Here is a 21,953-nt window from a genome sequence, read left to right on the forward strand (position 1 = left end):
CGATCCACGGGCGCTCGCTCCCTGAGCGAGCTCGCTCGCCGCGAGTCGTGGGCAGCCTGTCACACGCATGGGAGAGAATGAACCGGCATGGCCACGGTCGCTGTCCCGCGCCTCCCCGGCATCGGAGTCCCCGGTGCGCTGAGCGGCTTCCATCCCGCGGTCGCCACGTGGTTCGAGCGGCGCTTCCCCGACGGGGCGACCACACCCCAGCGCGATGGGTGGCCCCACATCGCGGCGGGCGCCGACACGCTCATCGCCGCACCCACCGGATCGGGCAAGACGCTTGCCGGGTTCCTCGTCGCGATCGACCGGCTCTACCGCGCACACGAGGCGGGTGAGCAGGTCCACGACGTCGCGCGCGTCGTCTACGTGTCACCGCTCAAGGCGCTCGCCGTCGACATCGCCGAGAACCTCGAGCGCCCGCTCGCCGAGATCGCTGCGGTTGCCGCCGAGCTCGGGTTCAACGCGCCGAGCCTCGGCGTAGCGGTGCGCACCGGTGACACCACGAGCTCGCAACGTGCGGCGATGCTGCGCCGCCCGCCCAGCTTCGTCGTCACCACGCCGGAGTCCCTCTACCTGCTGGTCACGGCGGCGAAGAGCCGAGAGATCCTGCGCACGGTTGACACGGTCATCGTCGACGAGATCCATGCCGTCGCGAGGGACAAGCGCGGCGCGCACCTCGCGCTCACGCTCGAGCGCCTGGAATCGCTGTGTGACGAGCGACCGAGCCGGGTTGGCCTGTCAGCGACGCAACGACCGATCCAGACCGTCGCTCGGCTCCTCGTGGGTGATCGCCCGCTGCCCGAGATCGTGGACTCGGGCCACCAGCGTGACCTCGATCTCGCGCTCGAACTGCCCGACGGTGAGCTCGAGGCGGTCTCCTCGCACGAGCAGATGGCCGATGTGCTGGATCGCATCGCCGCCCATGTCGCGCAGCATCGCACCACGCTCGTCTTCGTGAACACGCGCCGCTTGGCCGAGCGCCTCGCGCACGAGCTCGGACAGCGTTTGGGCGATGACGTGGTCGCCGCGCACCACGGCAGCCTCTCGAAGGATCGTCGGTACCGCATCGAGTCACGCCTGCGCGCCGGAGAGCTGAAGGCGTTGGTCGCCACCGCGTCGCTCGAGCTCGGGATCGACATCGGCCCGGTCGAGCTGGTGTGCCAAATCGGGTCGCCGCGCAGCATCGCAACGTTCCTGCAACGGGTGGGCCGATCCAACCACTCCCGCGCCGGCACGCCCAAGGGTCGCCTCTATCCGCTCACCCGCGACGAGCTCGTCGAGTGCACTGCGTTGCTCGCGGCCGTACGCGCCGGGCGGCTCGATGCGATCCACCCGGCGCGCCTCCCCCTCGACATCGCCGCGCAGCAGATCGTGGCCGAGGTTGCGGCGCGGGAGTGGCGCACCGACGATCTGTACGACCTCGTGCGCAAGGCCGCTCCCTACATGGAGCTGACCCGCGCAGGATTCGACGAAGTGATCACGCTCGTTGCCGATGGGATTCGCACGGGGCGCGGGCAGCGCGGCGCGTACATCCACCACGACGCGGTGAACGGCGAGGTCCGCGGGCGCAAGGCAGCTCGTCTGGCTGCGCTCACCTCGGGTGGCGCGATCCCCGAGACCGGCGACTACCGGGTGGTTGCCGAGCCCGACGACACGTTCATCGGCACGGTCAACGAGGACTGGGCCATCGAGTCGATGGCTGGCGACATCTTCCTGCTCGGCACGCACTCGTGGCAGGTCCGCAAGATCGAGCCGGGCGTGATGCGCGTGCGCGACGCAGCCGGCGCGCCACCCACGATCCCGTTCTGGCTTGGTGAGGCACCGGCCCGCACCGCCGAGCTGTCGGCCGAGGTGTCCGCGCTCCGTCATCGGGTCGACGAGCTGCTCGGTGTCGGTGATCCCGACGGCGCCCGCGCCCACATCGTCGACGTCGCCGGGGTCGACGCGGTGGTTGCCGCGATGGTCGTCGACTACCTCGCGGTGGGCCGTGCCGCGCTCGGCACGATGCCGACGCAGGCGCGGATGGTCCTCGAGCGTTTCTTCGACGACACCGGCGGCATGCAGCTCGTCGTCCACTCGCCGCACGGCGGGCGCATCAACCGGGCCCTCGGCCTCGCGCTGCGCAAGAAGTTCTGCCGAACGTTCAACTTCGAGCTGCAGGCTGCCGCGAACGACGACGCGGTCGTGCTCTCGCTCGGCCCGCACCACAGCTTCCCGCTGGCCGACGTGCCCCGCTACCTCGCCAGCGGAACCATCGAGGACACACTGCGCCACGCCGTCCTGGACTCGCCCATGTTCCAGTCACGCTGGCGGTGGAACCTCAACCGCGCGCTGATGGTGCTGCGGTTCCGCAATGGCCGGCGCAACCCGCCTCCGATCCAGCGCATGGAAGCCGACGACCTCATGGCCGCGGTGTTCCCGCAGGCAGCCGCGTGCGCCGAGAACGTCGCCGGTCCGATCGAGATCCCCGACCACCTGCTCGTACGCCAGACCCTCTCCGACACGCTGCACGAGGCGCTGGACGTCGACGGTGTGCGGGAGCTGCTCCTAGGCATCGAATCTGGTGAGGTCTCGGTCCATTGCGTGGAGACGACCGAGCCGTCGGTGCTCGCCCACGAGATCCTCACCGCCCGCCCGTATGCGTTCCTCGACGACGAGGGAGAGGTTCAGAACCGACGCACGACCGCGGTCACGCTCCGGCGTGGGCTCGCCGTGGACCTCAGCGCGATCGGCGCCCTCGAGCCGGAGGCGGTCGAGCGGGTTCGCGCCGAAGTCGCGCCCGACCCCACGCACTCCGACGATCTGCACGACCTGCTGTCGTCGCTCGTCGTCACCAGAGCCCGCGACGAATGGCGATCGCTCTGGGGTGAGCTCCAAGCGCGCAACCGGGGCCAGGTGATCGAGCGGGACGGAGACGAGCTGTGGTGCACGACCGAGCTCCACGCTGACGCCGAGCGCGCGTTGAACGGCGACGACGACGAGGTGACCGCAGTGCTGCGTGGTCACCTCGAGATCTCTGGCGTCACAACGAGCGACGCGCTCTGCGAGCTCACGACACTGCCCGTGGCACGAGTCAGCGCCGGGCTCGCAGCGCTCGAGCGTGAGGGCTTCGCCCTCCAGGGTCGCTACCCAGCGGGCGGCGCCTCGACCGAGTGGGTGTCGCGTCGATTGCTCGCCCGGATGCACTCGTACTCGCGTCGGACTCGGCGCGAATCCGTGACCGCGGTGACCGCACAAGACTTCATGCGCTTCGTGCTCCGCTGGCAGCACGTCGCCCCCGGCACCCAGCTCGCGGGGGAGGCCGGCTTGGTCGCCGCGATCAACCAGCTTCAGGGCTACGAGGCTGCAGCGGTCGCATGGGAGTCCGAGCTGCTCGCGCGTCGTGTGCGCGGGTACCAACCCGCGCAGCTCGACCAGCTGTGCCACGAGGGTCAGGTGGGCTGGCTGCGCCTCACACCGCGCGCCGGCGACGACACTCGGATCACGCCCGGCGCACCCTCGAAGGCCACTCCGATCTCGGTGGTGTTCCGTGACGACCTGTTCTGGCTGCTCGAGGCCGCGCGCATCGGTGTCGATCCCGTCGAGCCGCCAATCGGTGCGACCGCCGAGATCCTCGAGGTGCTGCGGGAGCGGGGCGCTTGCTTCGCGGGCGAGCTGGCCGCGGCCACGAATCGTCTCCCCGACGACATCGATCGCGCGCTCTGGGACGGCGTCGCGAGGGGGCTGGTCACATCCGACGGCTTCGGAGCGATCCGCGCCCGACTCGCCGGAGGGAGTCGTGGTCTCGAGACACGACGCCTGTCGCGTCTGATGCGCGGCGGCCGACCGGGCGCGGCGGGGGCCGGGCGATGGTCCCTCGTGCAGGCGGCCGGCCCCGCGCTCGAACGCGACGAGGTCGCCGAAGCGGTGGCCGAGCTGCTGCTCAACCGGTGGGGCGTGGTATTTCGAGACCTTGCGGTCCACGATTCGATACGCTTCCCCTGGCGCGAAGTGCAATGGGCGTTGCGGCGCCTCGAGGACCGTGGCTTGGTGCGCGGCGGCCGCTTCGTCTCCGGGTTCTCCGGCGAGCAGTACGCGTTGCCGGCCGCCATCGAGCAGCTCGCACAGGTGCGACGCGCCCCGCGAAACGGCGAGTCGGTCGTCGTGAACGCAACCGACCCCCTCAACCTCGTCGGCGTGATCGTGTCCGGTCCCGGTGTGAGTGCGATCCGAACCCGTACGGTCACCTACGTCGACGGCCTCCCCGAGGGTACGGTTCCCGCCTGACCCGACGGAAGATCTCAGGGCCGGGTCCCGGATCGCCGAAGAACCTAGGGATGGGCGTCGGTCGGGTCGGTTCGGGGGGTCACTTGCAGCACGAGCGGGCCGACGAGGCATTTCGCGCGATCGCTGACGCCTCCCCACTGCTGGTGTGGGCGACCGGACCCGAAAAGGACGGCGCCTCGTGGTTCAACCGGCGCTGGTACGAGTTCACCGGCCGGACGCCAGAGCAAGAGCTCGTGCACGGTTGGCGGGACGGGGTGCACCCAGACGACCTCGACCGAGTGATCGCGCACCTCGACGAAGTGTTCGACGAGCGGGTGGGTTACGAGATTGACTACCGGCTGCGGCGCGCCGATGGCGAGTACCGCTGGGTCGTCGACTGCGGCATGCCGCGGCATGAGACGTCGGGAGCGTTCCTCGGCTACCTCGGCCACTGTGTCGACGTCCATGATCGCATCGACGCGGAGTCGGCGCGCCGGATCGGCGACGACCGGTTCCAGGCCCTCGCTCGTCACTCGTTCGACCTGGTGTCGATCTACGACGCCGAGGCTCAATTCGTCTACGCGAGCCCGTCGCACGAGCGCGTGCTGGGGTACGGCCCCGATGAGCTCACCGGTGTGTCCCCGGTGAACCTTCTGCACCCCGACGAGCAGGAAGCGGTGGCGAAGGCTTTCGCCGAACAGCTCCAGGTGACCGGGATCCCCATCCCGGTCGAGCACCGGATCCGGCACAAGGACGGGTCGTGGCGCTACGTCGAGTCGATCGCCGTCGACCTCCGTGACGATCCCGCGGTGGCTGGCGTGCTCGTGAACGCGCGTGACGTCACCGACCGGCACCGCGCGGAGCACCTCGCGGCCGATCAGGCCAGGATCCTCGAGTTGGTCGCGCGCGGCGCACCACTCAGCGAGGCACTGGACGCTGTCGTACTGATGGTCGAGCGATGGTTGCCCGAGACGCAGAGCGTGGTGGCCGTCGTCGACCAGGAACCCCGCCAGTTCCGGCTGGTGTCCGCCCCGAGCCTGCCCGCCGAGCTGTTCGCCGAGCTCCAGGACATGCCGCTCCCGCCTCCCGCTCCGCCCGGAGCGCATCCCAGCTTCTTCGTCGGACCCATCGAGGTCACCGCAGACAACGAGGCGCAGATCGACGCGCTGCGGGCGCGCGGGTACCGATCGTTCTGGGCGGCCCTCGTCAGCGGCGTCGACGGTGACCGCCCAGCGTTGGGCGCGGTGGTCGTGTACCGGCGGGACGACGCGGAGCCATCCGACACCGAACGGCTCGTGGTTGAGATTGGCGCGAACGTCGCGGCGATCGCCATCGCGCGCGACCGCACCGCCGCGGCGTTGGCGCACCAAGCGACCCACGACGCGCTCACCGGTCTCCCGAACCGCGAGACCGTCCTCGACCGCCTCCGGCGGATCGTCGCTCGACCCGAGCGCGACGGCCCAGGGACGGCGGTGCTCTTCCTTGACATCGACCGCTTCAAGGTGCTCAACGACAGCGTTGGTCACGATGCCGGCGACAAGCTCCTCGTCGATCTCGGCGAACGCCTCCGTGAAGCCCTACGACCCGGTGACCTCGTCGCGCGCTTTGGTGGAGACGAGTTCGTCATGGTGTGCGAGCGGGTCGGCGGCGAGCTCGATGCGTACGCGCTCGCGGCTCGAATCCTCGAGCTCGTGCGCGAGCCGTTCACGATCAATCGCAGCGAGGTCGTCGTGACCGCGAGCGTGGGCATCGCGATGGTCGACGGTCGCGACCCGGAGTCGCTGCTCCGCGACGCCGACGCCGCGATGTACTGGGCGAAGGAACGAGGGCGGGCCCGAGCTGAGCTGTTCGACGACGAGCTGCGTCGGCGCGTGGTTGCTCGCCTCGACATCGAGAGCGAGCTCCGAAAAGCAGTCGACCAATGTCAGCTCGAGGTGCACTACCAACCGATCGTGTCGCTCGAGACGTCGCGCCTCACCGGCTTCGAGGCGCTCGTGCGGTGGCCGCACCCGACACGCGGGTTGCTCGGACCGCAGGAGTTCCTCGAGGTTGCCGAAGAGACCGGGCTTGCGCGCCCGATCGGCGCGTGGGTGCGCGCCGAGGCCTGCCAGCAAGCGGCGACGTGGCATGCGAAGTATCCGCACTGGGGCCGCTTCGTGATGGGCATCAACCTGGCCGCGGCCGAGCTTCGGGAGCGCGACCTTGCAATCAGCGTCGAGCGCACCGTTCACAGCACCGGCATCGATCCAGCACTTCTCGTCCTGGAGATCAGCGAACGTCTTGTCGCCGATGACATCGCCGCAGTGCGCGGTCTGCTCATGCGCCTGCGCGACCTGGGCGTGAAGATCGCACTCGACGATTTCGGTACGGGTGCGGCGGCGCTCGTCCACCTGCGGGAGCTCCCGGTCGGCTCGATCAAGATCGATCAGTCGTTCGTCGCCGGGTTGGGCAAGGATCCCTTCGACGACGCGATCGTCGACTCGATCATCGACCTCAGTCGGCGGCTCGATCTGTTCACCGTTGCGGAGGGGGTCGAGACGGCCAGCCAGGAGCAGCGCCTCCGTGACTCGGGATGTCACTTCGCGCAAGGCCACCGATTCGCGCCGGCGTTGCCGGCCGATGAGATCGAAGCGTTCCTCGGGCGCCGTGGTGGACGGATCGCGGTGAGCGCGTCGCACCGCGCGGTCTGATCTCAGTCAGTCTTCAGTCAGCGCAGCGCGTCCAGGATTGCGTCGGCCCAGGCCAGGTCGGGTCGAGGCGCGCGCCGCCCGAGCAAGGCGTCTGGCACCTCGATCTCCAATCGCACGAGGGCACCGCCGAGGGTCTTGCCCAGGTTGTCGGCGCGCAACGTGCGGGGACCGCCGCCGCCGAGCGCGCCGTGGAGCACGAAGTTGAGCCCCAGCACGTTCTCGGCCTCGTATCGCAGCACGTCGCCGGTGACCATCGTGCCGAAGTGTGCCTTCACGCGCTCGGCTGACACTTCGCGGACGATCACGTCGTACGCGTCGCGGTCATCGGCGAAGAGCGCGATGTTCGAGATATTGCCTTTGTCGCCGGCTCGGTAGCCGCAAATCTCGTACAGCCGGAGTGTCGACACGGTCACGTTTCCTCGATCGCGATGGTGACGTGCGGGTCGACGAGAGCCTTTTCGACCAGCGTCGGCCACAGTCCCAGCAGCTCGGTCGGCCGGCCCGCACCGCGGCCCATGCCTGTCATGCCGGCCGGTGGCGCCGAGAGCGTGAGGGGGACCATCTCGCGCGCGACCAGCCCTGCGGTCATCGGATCGGCGCAGCGCCACGCAACCCGCGCGACGCACTCCGGTGGCTCGGCGTCGGTGGCCGGCACGGTGGGACCGCCGAGCGCGTCCACGCCCCACAGCTCGACGCACCACTCGTCGACCGAAAGGCCTGCCTGCTCCACCCGCTTCACGAAGATGGCCGAAGTCGCCTTCGCCTTCTCGACGGCCTCGGGCCAAGAGAACGCGACGCGCGCTTCGCCAGCCCAGCCCGCTGAGTGGCAGAGCAAGGCCTTGTAGGTGTCGGTCGCAGGCGCGCCGCGGACATCGGTGATGCGCACGCGGTCATCACCGAGGTCATCGAAGCGTGCGCTCGTGAAGTCGGCCACCACATCGGGAGAGACGTACGCAGCCGGATCGTGTACCTCGTAGAGCAGCTGGTGGCGCACGGTGTCGAAGCTCACCCGTCCACCCGAAGATGCCGGCTTCGTGATGACCGCGGAGCCGTCGGGGTCCACTTCGGCGATCGGGTACGGCAGGTCCCAGGGCCGCGGCACGTTCCACCACTCGCGACTCAAGTTCCCGCCCGCGCTCTGACCTGAGCATTCCAGCAGGTGGCCGACAAGCGTGCCCGCCGCGATGCGATCCCAGTCGTCCCACGCCCAGCCGTGCTCGTGCACGAGGGGTGCGAGGAACAGCGCGGCGTCTGCGACGCGACCTGTGATCACCACGTCCGCTCCCTGGGCCAGAGCGTCGGCAATCGGTCGCGCCCCGAGATAGGCCGACGCGAACAGCGGTGGCGCAGGGAATTCGGTGTACGGCGCGCCGGTGTCGAGGTGCGCGAGCCCGGTGGCCGCGGCGACGTCGCCGAGGCGGGGCATCAGGTCGTCGCCGGTGACGGTAGCGATCCGGAGGCCTGAGAGCCCCAGGTCACGTGCCGTGCCGACCGCCGCGCGCGCGGCCGCGGCCGGGTTGATGCCTCCGGCGTTGGTGATGACCTTGGTGCGCCCGGCCGCGACCGCGGGAAGCGCAGCGGCGAGGTAGGCCGGGAGGTCGCGTGTGTACCCGAGCGCCTCGTCCTTCTGGCGATCCTTCTGGAGGATCGCCAACGTCAGCTCGGCCAGCGCTTCGAGGCACAAGTAGTCGATGCCGTCGTCGAGCAGGCCCTCCACCGAGCGAGGCGTGTCGCCGTAGAAACCCTGCCCGCCGGCGATCCTCAGGGTCACGTCTTCAGGCGTGAACGTGTGGGCGACGGCCGGCCCACGGGCGGGCGGTCTCGAGCTGCGCGGCGACCCGCAGCAGCATGTCTTCGCGAGCGTACGGCGCAACGAGGTGCACGCCGATCGGCAGCCCGTGGGTGGAATCCGTACCGAGCGGGACCGACATCGCGGGCTGGCCGGTGACGTTGAACGGTGCCGCGTACGTGGCGAACGCGGTGGCGCGGAGCATGCCCCGCTCGGGGTCTTCCTTGGTTCCCACCACGTCGCCGATCTCCGGCGGCGGCTCGGCCATCGTCGGCGTGAGCAAGAGATCGAAGCCGTGGCCGCCGTTCTCGGCGCTCGTCCACCAGTTGGCGATCCGTCGCGACCACGCATGGGTACCGTTGACGGCTTCGAGGTACTGGATCGCGGTGCCCGGCAGCCCTTGCTCGTAGTACATCCATGTGAGCGGCTCGACATCGTCGGGCCCCACGGTCTGGCCGGTCATCGCCTCGAGCTGGCGGATGTCCCACACGACGTGCGTGGTGAGGACGACGAAGAACAAGCCCAGGAGCTCGACCTCGTCGAGCGCGGCGGGTGACGACGCTTCGACGTGGTGCCCGAGCGACTCGAGCAGACGTGCCGCGTCTTCGGCCGCGGCGACGCACGCGGGGTCGGTCTCGGCCATCGCTCCCGGCGCACTCGTGCGCAGTCCGATGCGCAGGTGGCCGGGATCGGCGCCGACCTCTTCGCCGAACGCGCGCGTCGGGGGAGGCGCGAAGTACGGATCGCCCGGCATCGGTCCGCCGAGCACGTCGAGCACGGCCGCGCTGTCGCGCACCGTGCGCGTCAGTACGTGGCGCTGCACGAGTCCGGCCCAGGCTTCGCCGATCTCCGGGCCGAGCGACATGCGTCCGCGCGTCGGCTTCAACCCGAAGAGGCCGCACGCGCTCGAGGGGATGCGGATCGATCCCCCGCCGTCGCCCGCGTGGCCGAGCGGCACCATCCCGGACGCGACCGCGGCCGCAGTCCCACCGCTCGAGCCGCCGGTGCCGTGCCCGGTGCTCCAGGGATTGCGCGTCGGCCCGTACGCCACGGGTTCGGTCGTGGGCATGAGCCCGAACTCGGGCGTGTTCGTCTTGCCGACGACGATGAAGCCCGCGTCCCGCAGCTTGGTGAACAGGTAGGAGTCGTGGTCAGCGACGTATCCGACACGCTTCAGGAGCCGGTTCCCCATGTGCAGCGGGTCGCCCGCCGACGATCCGTCGAGATCCTTGATGACGATCGGAACGCCGCGGAATGGTCCGTCGGCCACGACCGTGTTGGCAGTGGCGCGCGCCTTGTCGAAGAGCGGATGGATGACCGCGTTGAGCTCGCCGTTCACCTTCTCGATGCGGTTGATGGCTGCGTCGACGAGCTCGAGCGGTGTGAGATCGCCGTTGCGCACGAGCTCCGCTTGCGCCGTGGCGTCGAGGGTGGAGAGCTCAGAGTCCATGGCTCGGCAGGGTACTCCCGCTGTGCCGGGCCTTCCGGTGTCACCAGCCGCGGAGATCGATCTCCCAGGTGTCGACCACGCGATCCGACTCCATCACGTGCATGCGTGCGTGGTACGCGACGGTTGGATCCACGTGCGCGGGCCACACGCGGACGCGTTGGCCGACGTCGGGCAGGGGCAAGCCGTCGTCGGTCGAGAACGTCGTGTGCTCGTCGGAGCAGAACCATACGGTGGCGTCCTCGATCGTGGGGTTGCCGTGGTCCATGCCGAGCGACTTGAGCCCGCAATCGATCACTGCGTATTCCTCACGCTCGTTGACCGAGACAACCGTCGCGAGCAAGAAGAGCGCGAGCCGGAACGGGACGTCGAGCTGGCTGTATGTGGTGTCCATGAGGGCGTACGAACCGGCCTGGATCTCCGTAGCGAATCGGTTGCAGTCGTACGTGCCGGTCCCCCCGGCCGACACGAGCTCGCCGCCGACGGCGAGGTGTGCACGCGCGAGCTGACCCATGCAGTCGGCGGTCTGTTGCTCGCGCTCGGCGCGGTCGACGACGCCGACCACGTGGCCCTCATACCCCATGACGCCGCGCACCTCGATCCCGTTGGCGCGAGCGAGATCGGCGATCCGTCCGGCGTCGTCGGGGTGACAGCCACACCGCGGAAGGCCGACGTTCACGTCGACGAGGCACTCACGCACACCCGCGTGTGCCGCGGCCTCGATGGTGGTGTCGGAATCGACCGCAACCGTGACACGCGCGTCGAGTGCGGCGAGAGTTGTGAGGTGGTCGGGGTCAACGACCTCGTTGGCGAGCAGGAGATCGTCGCCGAGGCCGGCGCGCGCAAGCCCGATCAGCTCTCGTGTCGTTGCACACGTGAAGCCGACGTGGCCCGTTGCGCGCTGGCGGTGGGCGAGTGCGGTGGTCTTGTGCGCCTTGATGTGAGGTCGGCACCGCGAGCCCGGCAGCGCCGTTGCCATCGAGGCGAGGTTGTGCTCGAGCGCGTCGACGTCGACTACCAACGCCGGCGTAGATAGCGCGTCAACATCCATGCGCGTGGGAGCATGGCAGAGATGCCAGTACCCGCGGAGCAGCGTCCGCCGACCGAGCGCGACTGGCACACGGACGAGCTCCCGGCGACGCCGCAACGCGACTTCCTCATCCCGGCCGAGCGTTGGGTCGAGGCGCCAGCCGAGCTGTGCACGCTCGGTGCGGACCTCGGCATCGAGCTCGTGGCCTACAAGCGACGGATCAAGGGGTTCCTGCTGTGGCGCGCCGGTCCCGCCGTCGATGCCGATGCCCGCTACATGGCGGTCGACGCCGACGACTTCGGGCGCCAGTACGTGTTCCGCTTGTTTGCCGACGGCACCGGCGAGGGCGCTGGCCCCGACGGCGTCACCCACACCAGGTTCCGCACCTGGAAGGAATCCCTCCGCGACGCCTAAATCCTGGTCGCGCTCGCTCGGCGGCAGGGTACCTGCCGCCGCCCTACGGGACGCTCGGCTGCTCCGGCGAGCTCACTCGCTTCGCTCGCTCGCCGCGCGCCATCAACGTTCCCGGACGACGTCGTTGGGATCCTTGTCGTCCCGCAGGCCGAGGAACACCGGCTGCCTGAGGACGCCGTCGGACGTCCATTCGGTGAACTTCACCTGGGCAACGCAGTCGGGCTCGACCCACACCGCGTCCTTGATCCTGGGTGGCGGGTCGAAAGGACTGGTGGCGCGCGAACGCAGCGCCGCGCTCATCGCGTCGCGATCGTGGTCCTTGAATCCCGAGCCGACGCGACCGGCGTACCGCAGCGGCCCGCCCACCCCGTCGTGGTACCCGACCAGCACCGACCCGAGGGTGTCGGCGAGCCGACCAGAGCCCGGCAGCCAGCCCCCGATGACGAGCTCCTGTCCTTTGGTGATCTTCACCTTGCGCCACGCCGGCGAACGCCGGCCGGGAACGTACGGGGCGTCCAACCGCTTGCACACCACGCCCTCGAAGGCGAGCTCCTCGGCCGCGGCGCGTGCTCGCGGCCCGTCGCCGATCGTGGCCGGCGAGGTCTGCCATCGCTCCCCCGAGAGTCCCAACCGCTCCACCAGCGCGCGGCGGTCCTGCCAGGGGAGCGTCGTCACGTCGCGGCCGTCGAGGCGCAGCACGTCGAAGCACACGAATACCGCCGGAGCCTGGTGCTGCTGGATGGCCTGGAAGCTCGCGAGGCCCTGCTCGTCGAGCACGACGAGCTCACCATCGAGGATCGCATCCACGCCGACGGCTGCGGGCAGGCCATCGAGCTCTTGATAGCGAGCGGTCACGTCATTGCCGCGGCGCGACGCGATGCGTAACCGTCCTTCGGCGACCTCGACGATCGCGCGGTAGCCGTCCCACTTCATCTCGTAGGCCCAGCTCTCGCCGTCGTGGGGGAGGTCGTCGCTGGCCACGGCGAGCATCGGCAGCGGGAGAGGGTTGCTCACTCGGGCACCCGCAGCTCGCGGCGCAAGGCCTTGCCCCCCGGGGTTCGCGGGATGGCGTCCACGAGCACCACCTGCTTCGGCAGCTGCACGGTGCTGAGACGGTCGCCGGCGTGCGCGCGGAGCTGGTCGAGCGTCGGGTGGGCGTCGTCACGGGGCACCACGAAAGCAACGACCCGCTCGCCCCATTCGCGATCCGGTGTACCGGTGACGCACACGTCGGTGACATCAGGGTGAGTCGAGAGCACCGCTTCGACCGCGGTGGGGCTGACGTTGACGCCGCCGGAGATCACGATGTCGCGAACCCGGTCGATCACGCGCACCCGACCGTCGTCGAGCGTTCCGATGTCACCCGTGCGGAACCAACCCTCGGAGGTGAAGGCGGCGGCCGTGGCGTGCGGCGCAAGCCGATAGCCGCGCATGACCATCTCGCCGCGGATCTGGATCTCTCCGTCCTCGATGCGCACCTCGGCACCGGGCACCGGTGTGCCGTCGAGAACCACGCCACCCCACGTCTCGCTCAGACCGTACGCGTCCACGATCGGTGCACCTTCAGCTTCTGCGCGTGCACGCAGATCGGGTGGTGTGGGGGCACCGCCAAGGATCACGCGTCGAAACTCGTGCAAGGGTGCTCCCACATCGAGCAATCGCCGCAGCATCGTCGGCACGAGCGACACGACCGTGACACCCTCCGTGCGCGGCGCGGACGACACGGCCGCGAGGTCGAACGAGGGATGCACCGTCACCGGCATCCTGCTGACGCGTGCTCGAGCGAGGATCGCGAGTCCGGCGACGTGGTGCAGCGGCAGGCACACGAGGGCGCGATCGCCGGGCTCCACACCGAGCGTGGCCGCGAACGCGCCGCCGATCGCTTCGAGGCCGGCCACGCTGAGCTCGGCCCCCTTGGGGTCTCCGGTCGTGCCCGACGTGACGACGACAGCTGCGCTCCCGGCGGCCGCCTCCGCGCCCGCTGGCAGTGCTCGCAACCCCTCCGCGGTGGCGAGATGCGTGGGTCGGAGCCGGGCCATCAAGGAAGTCACGACCGCCGGCGGCGCGGCCGGGTCCAGCACGAGCACCGCGTCTCCCCGGTCCCACGCCGCGGTGACGGCCCGGGCCGCCTCGGGGCGGGGGAGGTGGACCGCGACGAGGGGTGCCCCCGACTGGCCGGCCATCAGGCCCGAGCGTACCGTAGGAGTGATCACTCCCAACATCCGCGAGCAGGAGCTGCAGCGAGCCCTGCCGGAGGCCGGGAGGGCGAAGCGAAGTCGACCGATGGAGGAGGAGCTGAGATGGCCGACCGACCCCCCGTGGCCCTCGATGCCGACGGCCGCCCCCGCGCCATCCGCCCCGGAGCGGAGTGGAAGCCGAGCGACGTCGAGTACGCCGACATCCGCTACGAGACCACCGCGGCCGAGGGTGGCCTGATCGCCAAGATCACGATCTGTCGGCCCGAGGTGCGCAACGCGTTCCGCCCGGGAACGCTTTTCGAGCTCCAGGCCGCGTTCGAGCTGGCGCGCAACGACCCGGAAGTCGGCGTCGTGATCCTCACCGGCGAGGGCCCCGAGGCGTTCTGCTCGGGCGGCGACCAACGCGTCCGCGGTGACGACGGCTACGTGGGCGACGACGGCATCGGCCGCCTCAACGTGCTCGACCTCCAGGTGCAGATCCGCCGCCTCCCGAAGCCGGTGGTGGCCATGGTCGCGGGCTATGCGATCGGTGGCGGTCACGTGCTGCACGTGGTCTGCGACCTCACGGTTGCGGCCGACAACGCGCGCTTCGGCCAGACGGGCCCGAAGGTCGGCTCGTTCGACGGCGGCTACGGGTCCGGACTGCTCGCGCGCATGGTCGGGCAGAAGAAGGCTCGCGAGATCTGGTTCCTCTGCGACGAGTACAGCGCCGACGAGGCGGAGCGCATGGGGCTCGTGAACACCGTCGTTCCCCTCGAAGAGCTGGAGATCGCCACCGTCGAGTGGTGCCGGCGGATGCTCGCGCACAGTCCGCTCGCGCTCCGGATGCTCAAGGCGTCGATGAACGCCACCGACGACGGCCTCGCCGGGCTCCAGCAGCTCGCGGGCGACGCCACCCTCCTGTACTACATGAGTGAGGAGGCGCAGGAGGGCAAGCGCGCGTACCTCGAGAAGCGGCGGCCGGAGTTCGAACGCTTCCCGAGGCGTCCGTAAGGCGCGGAGCGAGCGAAGCGAATGGAGCGAGCGCAACGCGACGCGACGAGCGTCCCAAAGGGTGGCGCCGGGTACCCCGGCGCCAAGCGAGGCTTGCCAATGCAAAGCGGAAGTACCGCAGTGGGAGCGAAGCAATGGGTGATGGGTGCGCGGCCGCGCACGCTCGGCGCTGCGTTCGCCCCGGTCGTCGTGGGGACCGCGGTCGCACATGCGGTCGCCGGTGACGCGGCATGGGAGCGAGCGCTGCTTGCGCTCGTGGTGTCGCTGGCGCTCCAGGTCGGTGTGAACTTCGCCAACGACTACTCGGACGGCGTCCGCGGAACCGACAAGGACCGAGCGGGGCCGTTGCGTCTGACCGCGTCTGGTCTCGCATCGCCGAATGCCGTCCGCACCGCGGCGCTCTTGGCGTTCGCGGTCGCGGCTGTCGCCGGGCTGGCGCTGGCACTGATCGTGACGCTGTGGCTGGTGCTCGTCGGCGCGGTCGCGATCGCGGCCGCCGCCCTCTACACGGGTGGCCCGAAGCCTCTCGGCTACCTCGGCTTCGGTGAGGTCATGGTGCTGGTGTTCTTCGGGTTCGTCGCGACCGCCGGGTCGACCTTCGTGCAGCTCGAGCGCGTGCCGGAACCTGCGTGGTGGGCGTCCCTCACCGTTGGTCTCCTGGCGTGCGCCATCCTGCTGACGAACAACATCCGTGACGTCGAGGGCGACGCGAGCGTAGGTAAGCGCACGCTGGCAGTACGCCTCGGCGCGCCGCGAGCGCGGCAGCTCTACGTCGGCTGCGTGGTCGTGGCCTTGCTCGCGGTTGCGCCGATCGCCGCCGACCGCCCCGAAGCGCTGGTCGCGTACGCCGCGCTGCCGCTCGCCGTCACGCCCATCCGCCTCGTCCTGCGAGCGGTGTCGCCACGAGAGCTCGTGATGGCCCTCGTCGGCACCGCGCGGCTGCAGCTCGTCACCGCCCTCTTGCTCGGGTTGGGTTTGTGGCTGTCCTGACCGAGCATCGCCTGCGGATCGGTGAACGCGCGGTGACCCTCCTGGAGGGACCGGCGGGCTGGGGCGAGTGCTCGCCCTTGGACGGGTATCCGTGCGATCCCGCCGCGGCGCGCCGCGCCGCCGAAGAGGCAGCACTCAGCGGTTGGCCGGAGCCGGTGCGGTCGGAAGTCCCGGTGAACGCGCTCGTGCTGGGTCCCGGGTTCGACCCGGATGCGTTGACCGGGTATCGAACCGTCAAGGTCAAGGTGTGCGCGCCGGAAGACATCGACCTCGTTGCGCGGGTCCGCGACGCCGTTGGTGCGCAGGTTCGCCTTCGAGTCGACGCCAACGGCGCCTGGGACGTCGACGTCGCCACCGATCTCATTGCTCGGCTCGCGGCGCTCGACGTGGAGCTCGTCGAGCAGCCGGTCGGGACGATCGACGAGCTCGCTCGGCTGCGGCGGAAAGTGAGTGTTCCGATCGCTGCCGACGAATGCGTTCGCTCCGTGGAGGATGCCCGCCGACTCCAGGCACTCGATGCGGCTGACGCCGTCGTGCTCAAGGTCCAGCCGCTCGGTGGCGTGCGTGCGGCGCTCGCTGTGGCCGAAGCGAGCGGAGTGCCCGCGATCCCCACGTCGATGATGGAGACGTCGGTCGGGCTCTCGGCCGGGCTCGCGCTCGCGGCTGCGTTGCCCGAGCTGCCCTACGCATGTGGCCTCGCCACGGCCGCGTTCCTCGCCGGTGATGTGACGACGGATCCCCTGGTGCCCGAGCGCGGCGTGCTCGGCGTGCGCGCCGTCGCGCCCGACCCGGAGCTGCTTGCGCGCTACGCGGTCTCGAGCCAGGAGACGAGGGCGTGAGCCAGCTCGTCGGGTCGCTCGAGGTGCAGCGCGTGCCCGGCCTTGTCGATCGTGACTACGCGCGCGTTGGACCCGATCGCCGCGCCGGTCTTCTCGGCGATCTCGGTGTACGCGCGATCCCATTGTCCGCACACGATCAGGACCGGCATCTCGAGCGAGCTCAGCCGGTCCCACATCGGTTCGTGCGCCGCCTGACCGAGCGCCCGCAGCTGGTGCGCAAGGCCGTGAAGCGTGTTCCGGCGGCGGTCGTTGATCATGGCGGCCTCGCGGGGCAGCGTCTCGAAGAGGCGCTGCGAGAGCCAGTGCTCGAGGAACTTCTCGACGCCATCCCGCTCGAGGTCGTGCACTCGGCGCTCGTCAGCGGCGAGGCGCGCCTCGCGCTCTCCGGGCGACGCGATCCCGGGCGACGCGCTGACGAGGACGAGCCGTTCCACGAGATCCGGTCGGTCGAGCGCGAGGCGCAGGGACAACCGCCCGCCCATCGAGTAGCCGACCCACGTCGACGTGCCGCCGCGCATGCCCAGCGTCTCGGCTGTCGCGACGAAGTCCAACCCGTCAGGGACTTCGAGTGGCTGCACGTCCCAGTCGCGAGGCAAGCGCGCTTCCATGGGTTCCCACGACCGAATCGTCTGGGTGAAGCCATGCACCAGGCGCAACCGCATCGAGGAATTCTCCCATGACGACCGCACCAGGTCGGGACGCGAATACCGCCCTCGCCCGAGCGCTCGTCGACGAGCTCGCCCGGGCCGGCGTCACCGAGGCGTGCCTTGCGCCGGGCTCCCGATCGACACCCGTCGCCCTCGCGCTCGCGCACGACCAGAGGGTGCGGCTGCACGTGCACCTCGATGAACGATCCGCCGCCTTCTTTGCGCTCGGCACGGCGCGGCTGTCGGGGCGCCCCGCACTGGTGCTCACTACGTCCGGCACCGCGGCCGTGAACCTGCACCCCGCGGTTGTGGAGGCGCACCACGGACGCGTCCCGCTGTTGGCCTGCACGGCCGATCGGCCGCCCGAGCTCCGTGACACGGGTGCCGGTCAGACCATCGACCAGCGCGGGTTGTTCGGCGCCGCGGTGCGGTGGGAGGCGGATCCGGGCGCGCCGGAGGACCGGCCCGACGTGGGCACGCACTGGCGTTCCATGGCGGCGCGTGCGGTCGTGACGGCACTCGGACCGCCCGCCGGGCCGGTGCACCTCAACCTCCCGTTCCGCGAGCCGCTGGTGCCCACCGGCGCGGAGCTCGTGCCGGCACCTGGGCGGCCCGACGGCCGTCCGTGGGTGAGCGTTGAACGCGCGCCGCAGCGACCGGATGACGCAACCGTGGCGCGCGTGGTGGATGCCGTTCGCGCCGCACGGCAAGGCGTGCTGCTCGCAGGCTGGGGCGCGAACGTCACGGCGCCCACCGCTCTTCGCTTGGCCGCCGCGGCCGGTTGGCCGGTGCTCGCCGACCCGCTCTCGGGGCTGCGAGCCGGTCCGCACGCAGTGTCGATGTACGACGCATTGCTGCGCATGGACGGGCTCGGGGAAGCGCTTCGCCCCGACCTCGCGCTGCGGGTGGGCGCGCCGCTCACCAGCAAGGCCGTCGCCGCGTGGACCGATCCCGAGGTGACGCAATGGGCGATCGATCCCCACGGCGGATGGCTCGATCCCCAACGCGGGGTGAGCGAAGTCGTCGGGTGTGACGCGGAGCTACTGCTGTCTGCAGTGGCCGACGCGCTCGGATCCGCGCTGCATGCGTCGGGTTGGCTCGAACAATGGCTCGATCTCGAAGCGCGCGCACGAGCTGCGGTCGACGGCCTGTTCGACGCGTGGGAGGACCCCTTCGAGGGGCGGGTCGCCCGCGACCTCGCGGCCGGGCTCCCCGACGGCGCGCACCTCGTGGTGGCGTCCAGCATGCCGGTGCGCGACTTGGAATCGTTCGCGGCGCCACGCGAGGGACTTCGCGTGCTCGCCAACCGCGGCGTCAACGGCATCGACGGGTTCACGTCTACGGTGCTCGGCATCGCGTCGGTGGCGTCGGGACCCGTGGTGGCGCTGCTCGGCGACCTGTGCTTCCTGCACGATGCGAACGGTTTGCTCGGGGCAGCCAAGCGCGGGATCGACGCCACGCTCGTGGTGCTCGACAACGACGGCGGAGGGATCTTCTCGTTCCTGCCGCAAGCCGCGGATCCCGAGCACTTCGAGACACTGTTCGGAACCCCGCACGGACTCGATCTGGCCGCGGTCGCCGCGGTGCACGGCATCCCGTGCGCCGAGGTCGAGAAGTCCAGCGCGCTGCTCCCTGCGGTGGCTGATGCAACCCGTGCCGGTGGTGTGCGCATGGTGCTCGTCCGCACCGACCGCGCCGACAACGCCACCCGCCACCGAGAAGCGTGGGCCGCCGTCGCGAGCGCGATCGCCTAAGGACAAGCGCGGCGACCGGAGCGAAGCGGAGGGAGCTCGCCGGGAGCAGGCGAGCGTCCTGAAAGGCGGCGCCGGGTGCGGAGCGGCTTTGCCGCTCGGCACCCAGAGACGGAGCCTGCGAAGTCGACCAGCGTGGTGGTTCCCGGCGCCGAGCGAGCGCGACCAAGGAATCAGGGCCGAACGAGGGCGCGGAGCATCGGGTCGAACTTGGCCTCGGTCTCGGCCCACTCCGCGTCCGGGTCGGAGCCGGCGACGATGCCTGCGCCCGCGTGGAGCACGGCGTGCGGGCCGTCGATCGAAGCGCCGCGCAACGCGACCGCCCATTCACCATCGCCCCGTGCGTCGACCCAGCCCACCGGGCCCGCGTACCGGCCACGGCCCTGGGGCTCGAGTCGTGCGATCGCGGCAAGCGCCGTCGTCGTCGGGGAACCAGCCACGGCGGGAGTCGGGTGCAGCGCGCGAGCGAGCGCCAGCGCGTCGGGTGGAGGATCGTGCAGCGTGCCGTGCACCGGGGTGGCGAGGTGGGCGACGTCGGCGAACTCGTCGACCTCCGGCTCCGGCGCGGCCTCCACCCGCGAACAGTGGGATGCGAGGACATCGACGATGGCGTCGACGACGACCCGGTGCTCCCGCGCTTCCTTCGAGGAGCTGCGGAGCCGCTCGAGCGCCCCGTCACCGGCCACCGCCGTTCCGGCCATCGGTCGCGAGACGACGTGGGCGCCGAACCGGGCCACGAGCAGCTCGGGACTCGCGCCGACCATGCTGTCGGCCGCATAGACGAAGCAACCCGGCTGTTGGCTCCGCAGCCGCGCCAACACGCCCTGCACGTCGAATGCTCGATCGGCTTCGACGTGCACAGCGCGAGCGAGCACGACCTTGGCCAGTTCGCCTCGCCCGATCGTTGCGAGCGCGTCGAGCACCGACGCACGCCATGCGGCTCGGGAGGACTGCGCCTGAACGACGAACCGAGATGGCGCGTCGTTGGCCGCGTGCTCGAGCGTGACCGGCGGCCCGACCTCGGTGACCCAGCCACGGCCGTCGCCGGTTCGTCCGACGATCCGGCTCGGGACCACGAGATCGACCGGCGCCGTCGGGTCGAAGCAGAGTGCCCCGATGGCTCGCGGTCCGGCGCCAGGGAGATCGGGATCGTCGTCGTGCTCGATCGCGGCGAGGAACGACACCGCGTCCTCGGCGCGCACGCGGGCCGCGCTGCCCGCGCTGGCGAACTCGGCACCGTCGTGCAGCCACGCCGTCCCTCCGGCACCGAGCGCGTTGAGCACGTCGGCGGGGGCGTTGACCTCACGGGTCACGGCTCGCAAGCCCGACGGTGCCGCGGTGGCCGTGCTCATGCGCGAGTACCCGTCAGCAGCTGGACCGACCCACCGGTCATGGTTGTGCGCTCGACGTCGGTGAACCCGGCCCTGCGGAGCTGCTCGACCAGCTCAGCCGGGTCAGGGAGGTACGCCGTGGAGCGCGGGAGATAGCGGTAGGCCTCGGGGTCTCGTGAGAGCAGTCGCCCGAGCACCGGTACTGCGCCGCGGAACCAGAGCGCGTTCCCGAATCGCATCACCGGGTGCGACGGCACGGCGGCATCGACGGCCGCGAACCGCCCACCGGGTCGAACCGCACGAGCACACGCGGTGAGCACGTCAGCGAGTTCCACGAAGTTCCGCAACGCGAATCCGCACACGACGCCGTCGAATGTGGCTTCGCGAAACGGAAGCGCCTCGGCGTCACCCCGCACGAGGGGCGCCGCCGTGCGCGCCGCTGCGAGCATGCCCTCGGAGAGGTCGATTCCTGTCGCACGATGCTGCGCGTCGGCGAGGTCCTCGCAGAGGTCACCGGTGCCGCAGGCGAGATCCAAGACGTGAGAGCCGCTCGGCAGGGCGAGTGCTCGGATCGCGCGCCGCCGCCACCGACGATCGAGGCCGAGCGAGATGACGCGATTCATGCGGTCGTACCCGGGAGCGACACGGTCGAACATCGCTTCCACGGCGCGCCGCTTCTCGGGACCTTCGGGCAGCGCGCCGTCGGAACCCAGCACGGGTGTGTGCGCGCTCACTTCGCCGCCGTTCCCCAGTCGGGCTCCGCTCGCGCGGCGGCGAGCTCGGCCGGACCACCGATCGACTCGAGGTGCTCGGTGGCGACCTCGAGCAGTACAGAACGAAAATGCTGGGCGACCAGGCTCGTGACCGTGGGGAGCAAAGTGCGGAACGCGTCCACGAGGCGCTGTGCCTTCTCGTCATCCGAGAGGTCAGAGACGCGCAGCGGCTCGCGCACGTGATCATCGAACATCCGCACCGCGTCTTCTGCGATGCCGCGTGTCATGTCGTGGTGGCGGCGTGCAAGCGCGAGAAGGTCGGGGAGCGGGAAGCCTGCTTCGAGCAGCCGGAGGCCCGCGGTCACCAACTCCACGTCGGTGGCCGGGAACAGCTCGACGCCGGCGCGCACCTGCGGCGCGAGGAGGCCCGCACGCGCGACGGCTTCGAGGATCGCTTCCGGTACCTCCGCGCGCGCCGCGAGCTCGCCGAGCGTGAGGCGCTCGACGATCTCGTCGCCGACGGGCTCGCCGCGTTGCGCGCCGGCGACCGCAGCGACGAGAGGCTCGTCTGCCGGGTCGAGCTCACCCTCGAGGAGCCGCCGGATCACCGCGAGCGAGAAGCCGCGCCCCTGAAGCTCGCGGATGCGGGCCAGCCGCGCCACGTGGTCGGCGCCGTAGAAGGCGACCCGGCCGTCGCGTGCGGGCGGAGAGAGGAGGCGGCGCTTCTGGTAGAAGCGGATCGTGTCGACCGAGACCCCCGTCTCTGCCGCCAGATCCTCCACCCGCAGGCCCTCGGTCACCCTGCGATTGTAGGAGCGATTGCTCCCAGCATTCCTGGTCGCGGGGGGGGGGGGGGGGGGGGGGGGGGGCGGG

Annotated in this window: 17 protein-coding genes; 7 read left to right on the top strand and 10 right to left on the bottom strand. The window is 70.6% G+C overall.

The window, feature by feature from the left end; translation table 11 throughout:
• Positions 1-87: 87 nt before the first annotated feature.
• Positions 88-4,269: a DEAD/DEAH box helicase gene (locus WEE69_14375; protein MEX1146483.1), complete on the top strand. Its 4,182-nt coding sequence runs from the start codon at positions 88-90 to the stop codon at positions 4,267-4,269.
• Between the two features lie 50 nt (positions 4,270-4,319).
• Positions 4,320-6,938 (top strand): EAL domain-containing protein, encoded by a 2,619-nt coding sequence (locus tag WEE69_14380; GenBank protein MEX1146484.1) that lies wholly within the window; start codon positions 4,320-4,322, stop codon positions 6,936-6,938.
• A 17-nt stretch (positions 6,939-6,955) separates the two neighbouring features.
• On the opposite strand, the gene WEE69_14385 is transcribed toward WEE69_14380, so the two are convergent.
• The 4 genes from WEE69_14385 to WEE69_14400 are packed head-to-tail and all read right to left on the bottom strand — an operon-like array spanning position 6,956 to position 11,225.
• On the bottom strand, positions 6,956-7,351 hold the full coding sequence (locus WEE69_14385) for a hypothetical protein (GenBank protein ID MEX1146485.1): 396 nt from the start codon (positions 7,349-7,351) through the stop codon (positions 6,956-6,958).
• Positions 7,348-8,709, bottom strand: coding sequence for an acyclic terpene utilization AtuA family protein (locus tag WEE69_14390; GenBank protein ID MEX1146486.1), 1,362 nt, complete (start codon positions 8,707-8,709; stop codon positions 7,348-7,350). Before WEE69_14390 ends, WEE69_14385 begins: the two co-directional genes overlap by 4 nt.
• A gap of 4 nt (positions 8,710-8,713) precedes the next feature.
• A complete protein-coding gene (locus tag WEE69_14395; GenBank protein ID MEX1146487.1) occupies positions 8,714-10,177 on the bottom strand; it encodes an amidase in 1,464 nt (487 codons plus the stop codon).
• Between the two features lie 40 nt (positions 10,178-10,217).
• Positions 10,218-11,225 carry an alanine racemase gene (locus tag WEE69_14400; GenBank protein MEX1146488.1) on the bottom strand — a complete coding sequence of 336 codons (1,008 nt, stop codon included), beginning with the start codon at positions 11,223-11,225 and terminating at the stop codon, positions 10,218-10,220.
• Positions 11,226-11,246: 21 nt separating this feature from the next.
• Between WEE69_14400 and WEE69_14405 the strand changes: the two genes are divergently transcribed.
• Positions 11,247-11,618 (top strand): hypothetical protein, encoded by a 372-nt coding sequence (locus tag WEE69_14405; GenBank protein MEX1146489.1) that lies wholly within the window; start codon positions 11,247-11,249, stop codon positions 11,616-11,618.
• A gap of 102 nt (positions 11,619-11,720) precedes the next feature.
• Here WEE69_14405 and ligD read toward each other — a convergent pair whose 3' ends face one another.
• Both ligD and WEE69_14415 read right to left on the bottom strand, forming a co-directional pair.
• Positions 11,721-12,632 carry a non-homologous end-joining DNA ligase gene (gene ligD / locus WEE69_14410; protein MEX1146490.1) on the bottom strand — a complete coding sequence of 304 codons (912 nt, stop codon included), beginning with the start codon at positions 12,630-12,632 and terminating at the stop codon, positions 11,721-11,723.
• Positions 12,629-13,801: a fatty acid--CoA ligase family protein gene (locus WEE69_14415; GenBank protein ID MEX1146491.1), complete on the bottom strand. Its 1,173-nt coding sequence runs from the start codon at positions 13,799-13,801 to the stop codon at positions 12,629-12,631. Before WEE69_14415 ends, ligD begins: the two co-directional genes overlap by 4 nt.
• A 117-nt stretch (positions 13,802-13,918) precedes the next feature.
• Here WEE69_14415 and menB point away from each other — a divergent pair, with 117 nt between their 5' ends.
• The 3 genes from menB to WEE69_14430 all read left to right on the top strand — a co-directional run bounded on the left by menB (position 13,919) and on the right by WEE69_14430 (position 16,638).
• The gene (menB, locus tag WEE69_14420; GenBank protein ID MEX1146492.1) at positions 13,919-14,809 is read left to right on the top strand and encodes a 1,4-dihydroxy-2-naphthoyl-CoA synthase; all 891 of its coding nucleotides are present in this window, start codon (positions 13,919-13,921) and stop codon (positions 14,807-14,809) included.
• Positions 14,810-14,929: 120 nt separating this feature from the next.
• Entirely contained in the window at positions 14,930-15,799 is an 870-nt protein-coding gene (locus WEE69_14425; GenBank protein ID MEX1146493.1) for a 1,4-dihydroxy-2-naphthoate polyprenyltransferase, read from the top strand.
• Positions 15,787-16,638, top strand: coding sequence for an enolase C-terminal domain-like protein (locus tag WEE69_14430; protein MEX1146494.1), 852 nt, complete (start codon positions 15,787-15,789; stop codon positions 16,636-16,638). Before WEE69_14425 ends, WEE69_14430 begins: the two co-directional genes overlap by 13 nt.
• Here the strand turns inward: WEE69_14430 and WEE69_14435 are convergent.
• Positions 16,605-17,300 carry an alpha/beta fold hydrolase gene (locus WEE69_14435; protein ID MEX1146495.1) on the bottom strand — a complete coding sequence of 232 codons (696 nt, stop codon included), beginning with the start codon at positions 17,298-17,300 and terminating at the stop codon, positions 16,605-16,607. The genes WEE69_14430 and WEE69_14435 overlap by 34 nt on opposite strands.
• Positions 17,301-17,314: 14 nt before the next feature.
• Here WEE69_14435 and menD point away from each other — a divergent pair, with 14 nt between their 5' ends.
• Positions 17,315-19,039, top strand: a complete 1,725-nt coding sequence (gene menD, locus WEE69_14440; GenBank protein MEX1146496.1) for a 2-succinyl-5-enolpyruvyl-6-hydroxy-3-cyclohexene-1-carboxylic-acid synthase — start codon at positions 17,315-17,317, stop codon at positions 19,037-19,039.
• Between the two features lie 170 nt (positions 19,040-19,209).
• Here the strand turns inward: menD and WEE69_14445 are convergent, their stop codons facing one another.
• Genes WEE69_14445 through WEE69_14455 form a run of 3 tightly spaced genes read right to left on the bottom strand, consistent with a single transcriptional unit; the run spans position 19,210 to position 21,880 of the window.
• Positions 19,210-20,388 (bottom strand): isochorismate synthase, encoded by a 1,179-nt coding sequence (locus tag WEE69_14445; GenBank protein MEX1146497.1) that lies wholly within the window; start codon positions 20,386-20,388, stop codon positions 19,210-19,212.
• On the bottom strand, positions 20,385-21,101 hold the full coding sequence (locus tag WEE69_14450) for a ubiquinone/menaquinone biosynthesis methyltransferase (protein ID MEX1146498.1): 717 nt from the start codon (positions 21,099-21,101) through the stop codon (positions 20,385-20,387). Before WEE69_14450 ends, WEE69_14445 begins: the two co-directional genes overlap by 4 nt.
• Positions 21,098-21,880, bottom strand: a complete 783-nt coding sequence (locus WEE69_14455) for a MerR family transcriptional regulator (GenBank protein MEX1146499.1) — start codon at positions 21,878-21,880, stop codon at positions 21,098-21,100. Before WEE69_14455 ends, WEE69_14450 begins: the two co-directional genes overlap by 4 nt.
• Between the last annotated feature and the right edge of the window lie 73 nt (positions 21,881-21,953).

This window comes from Acidimicrobiia bacterium, from assembly GCA_040881685.1.
GTDB lineage: Bacteria > Actinomycetota > Acidimicrobiia > IMCC26256 > PALSA-555 > SHVJ01.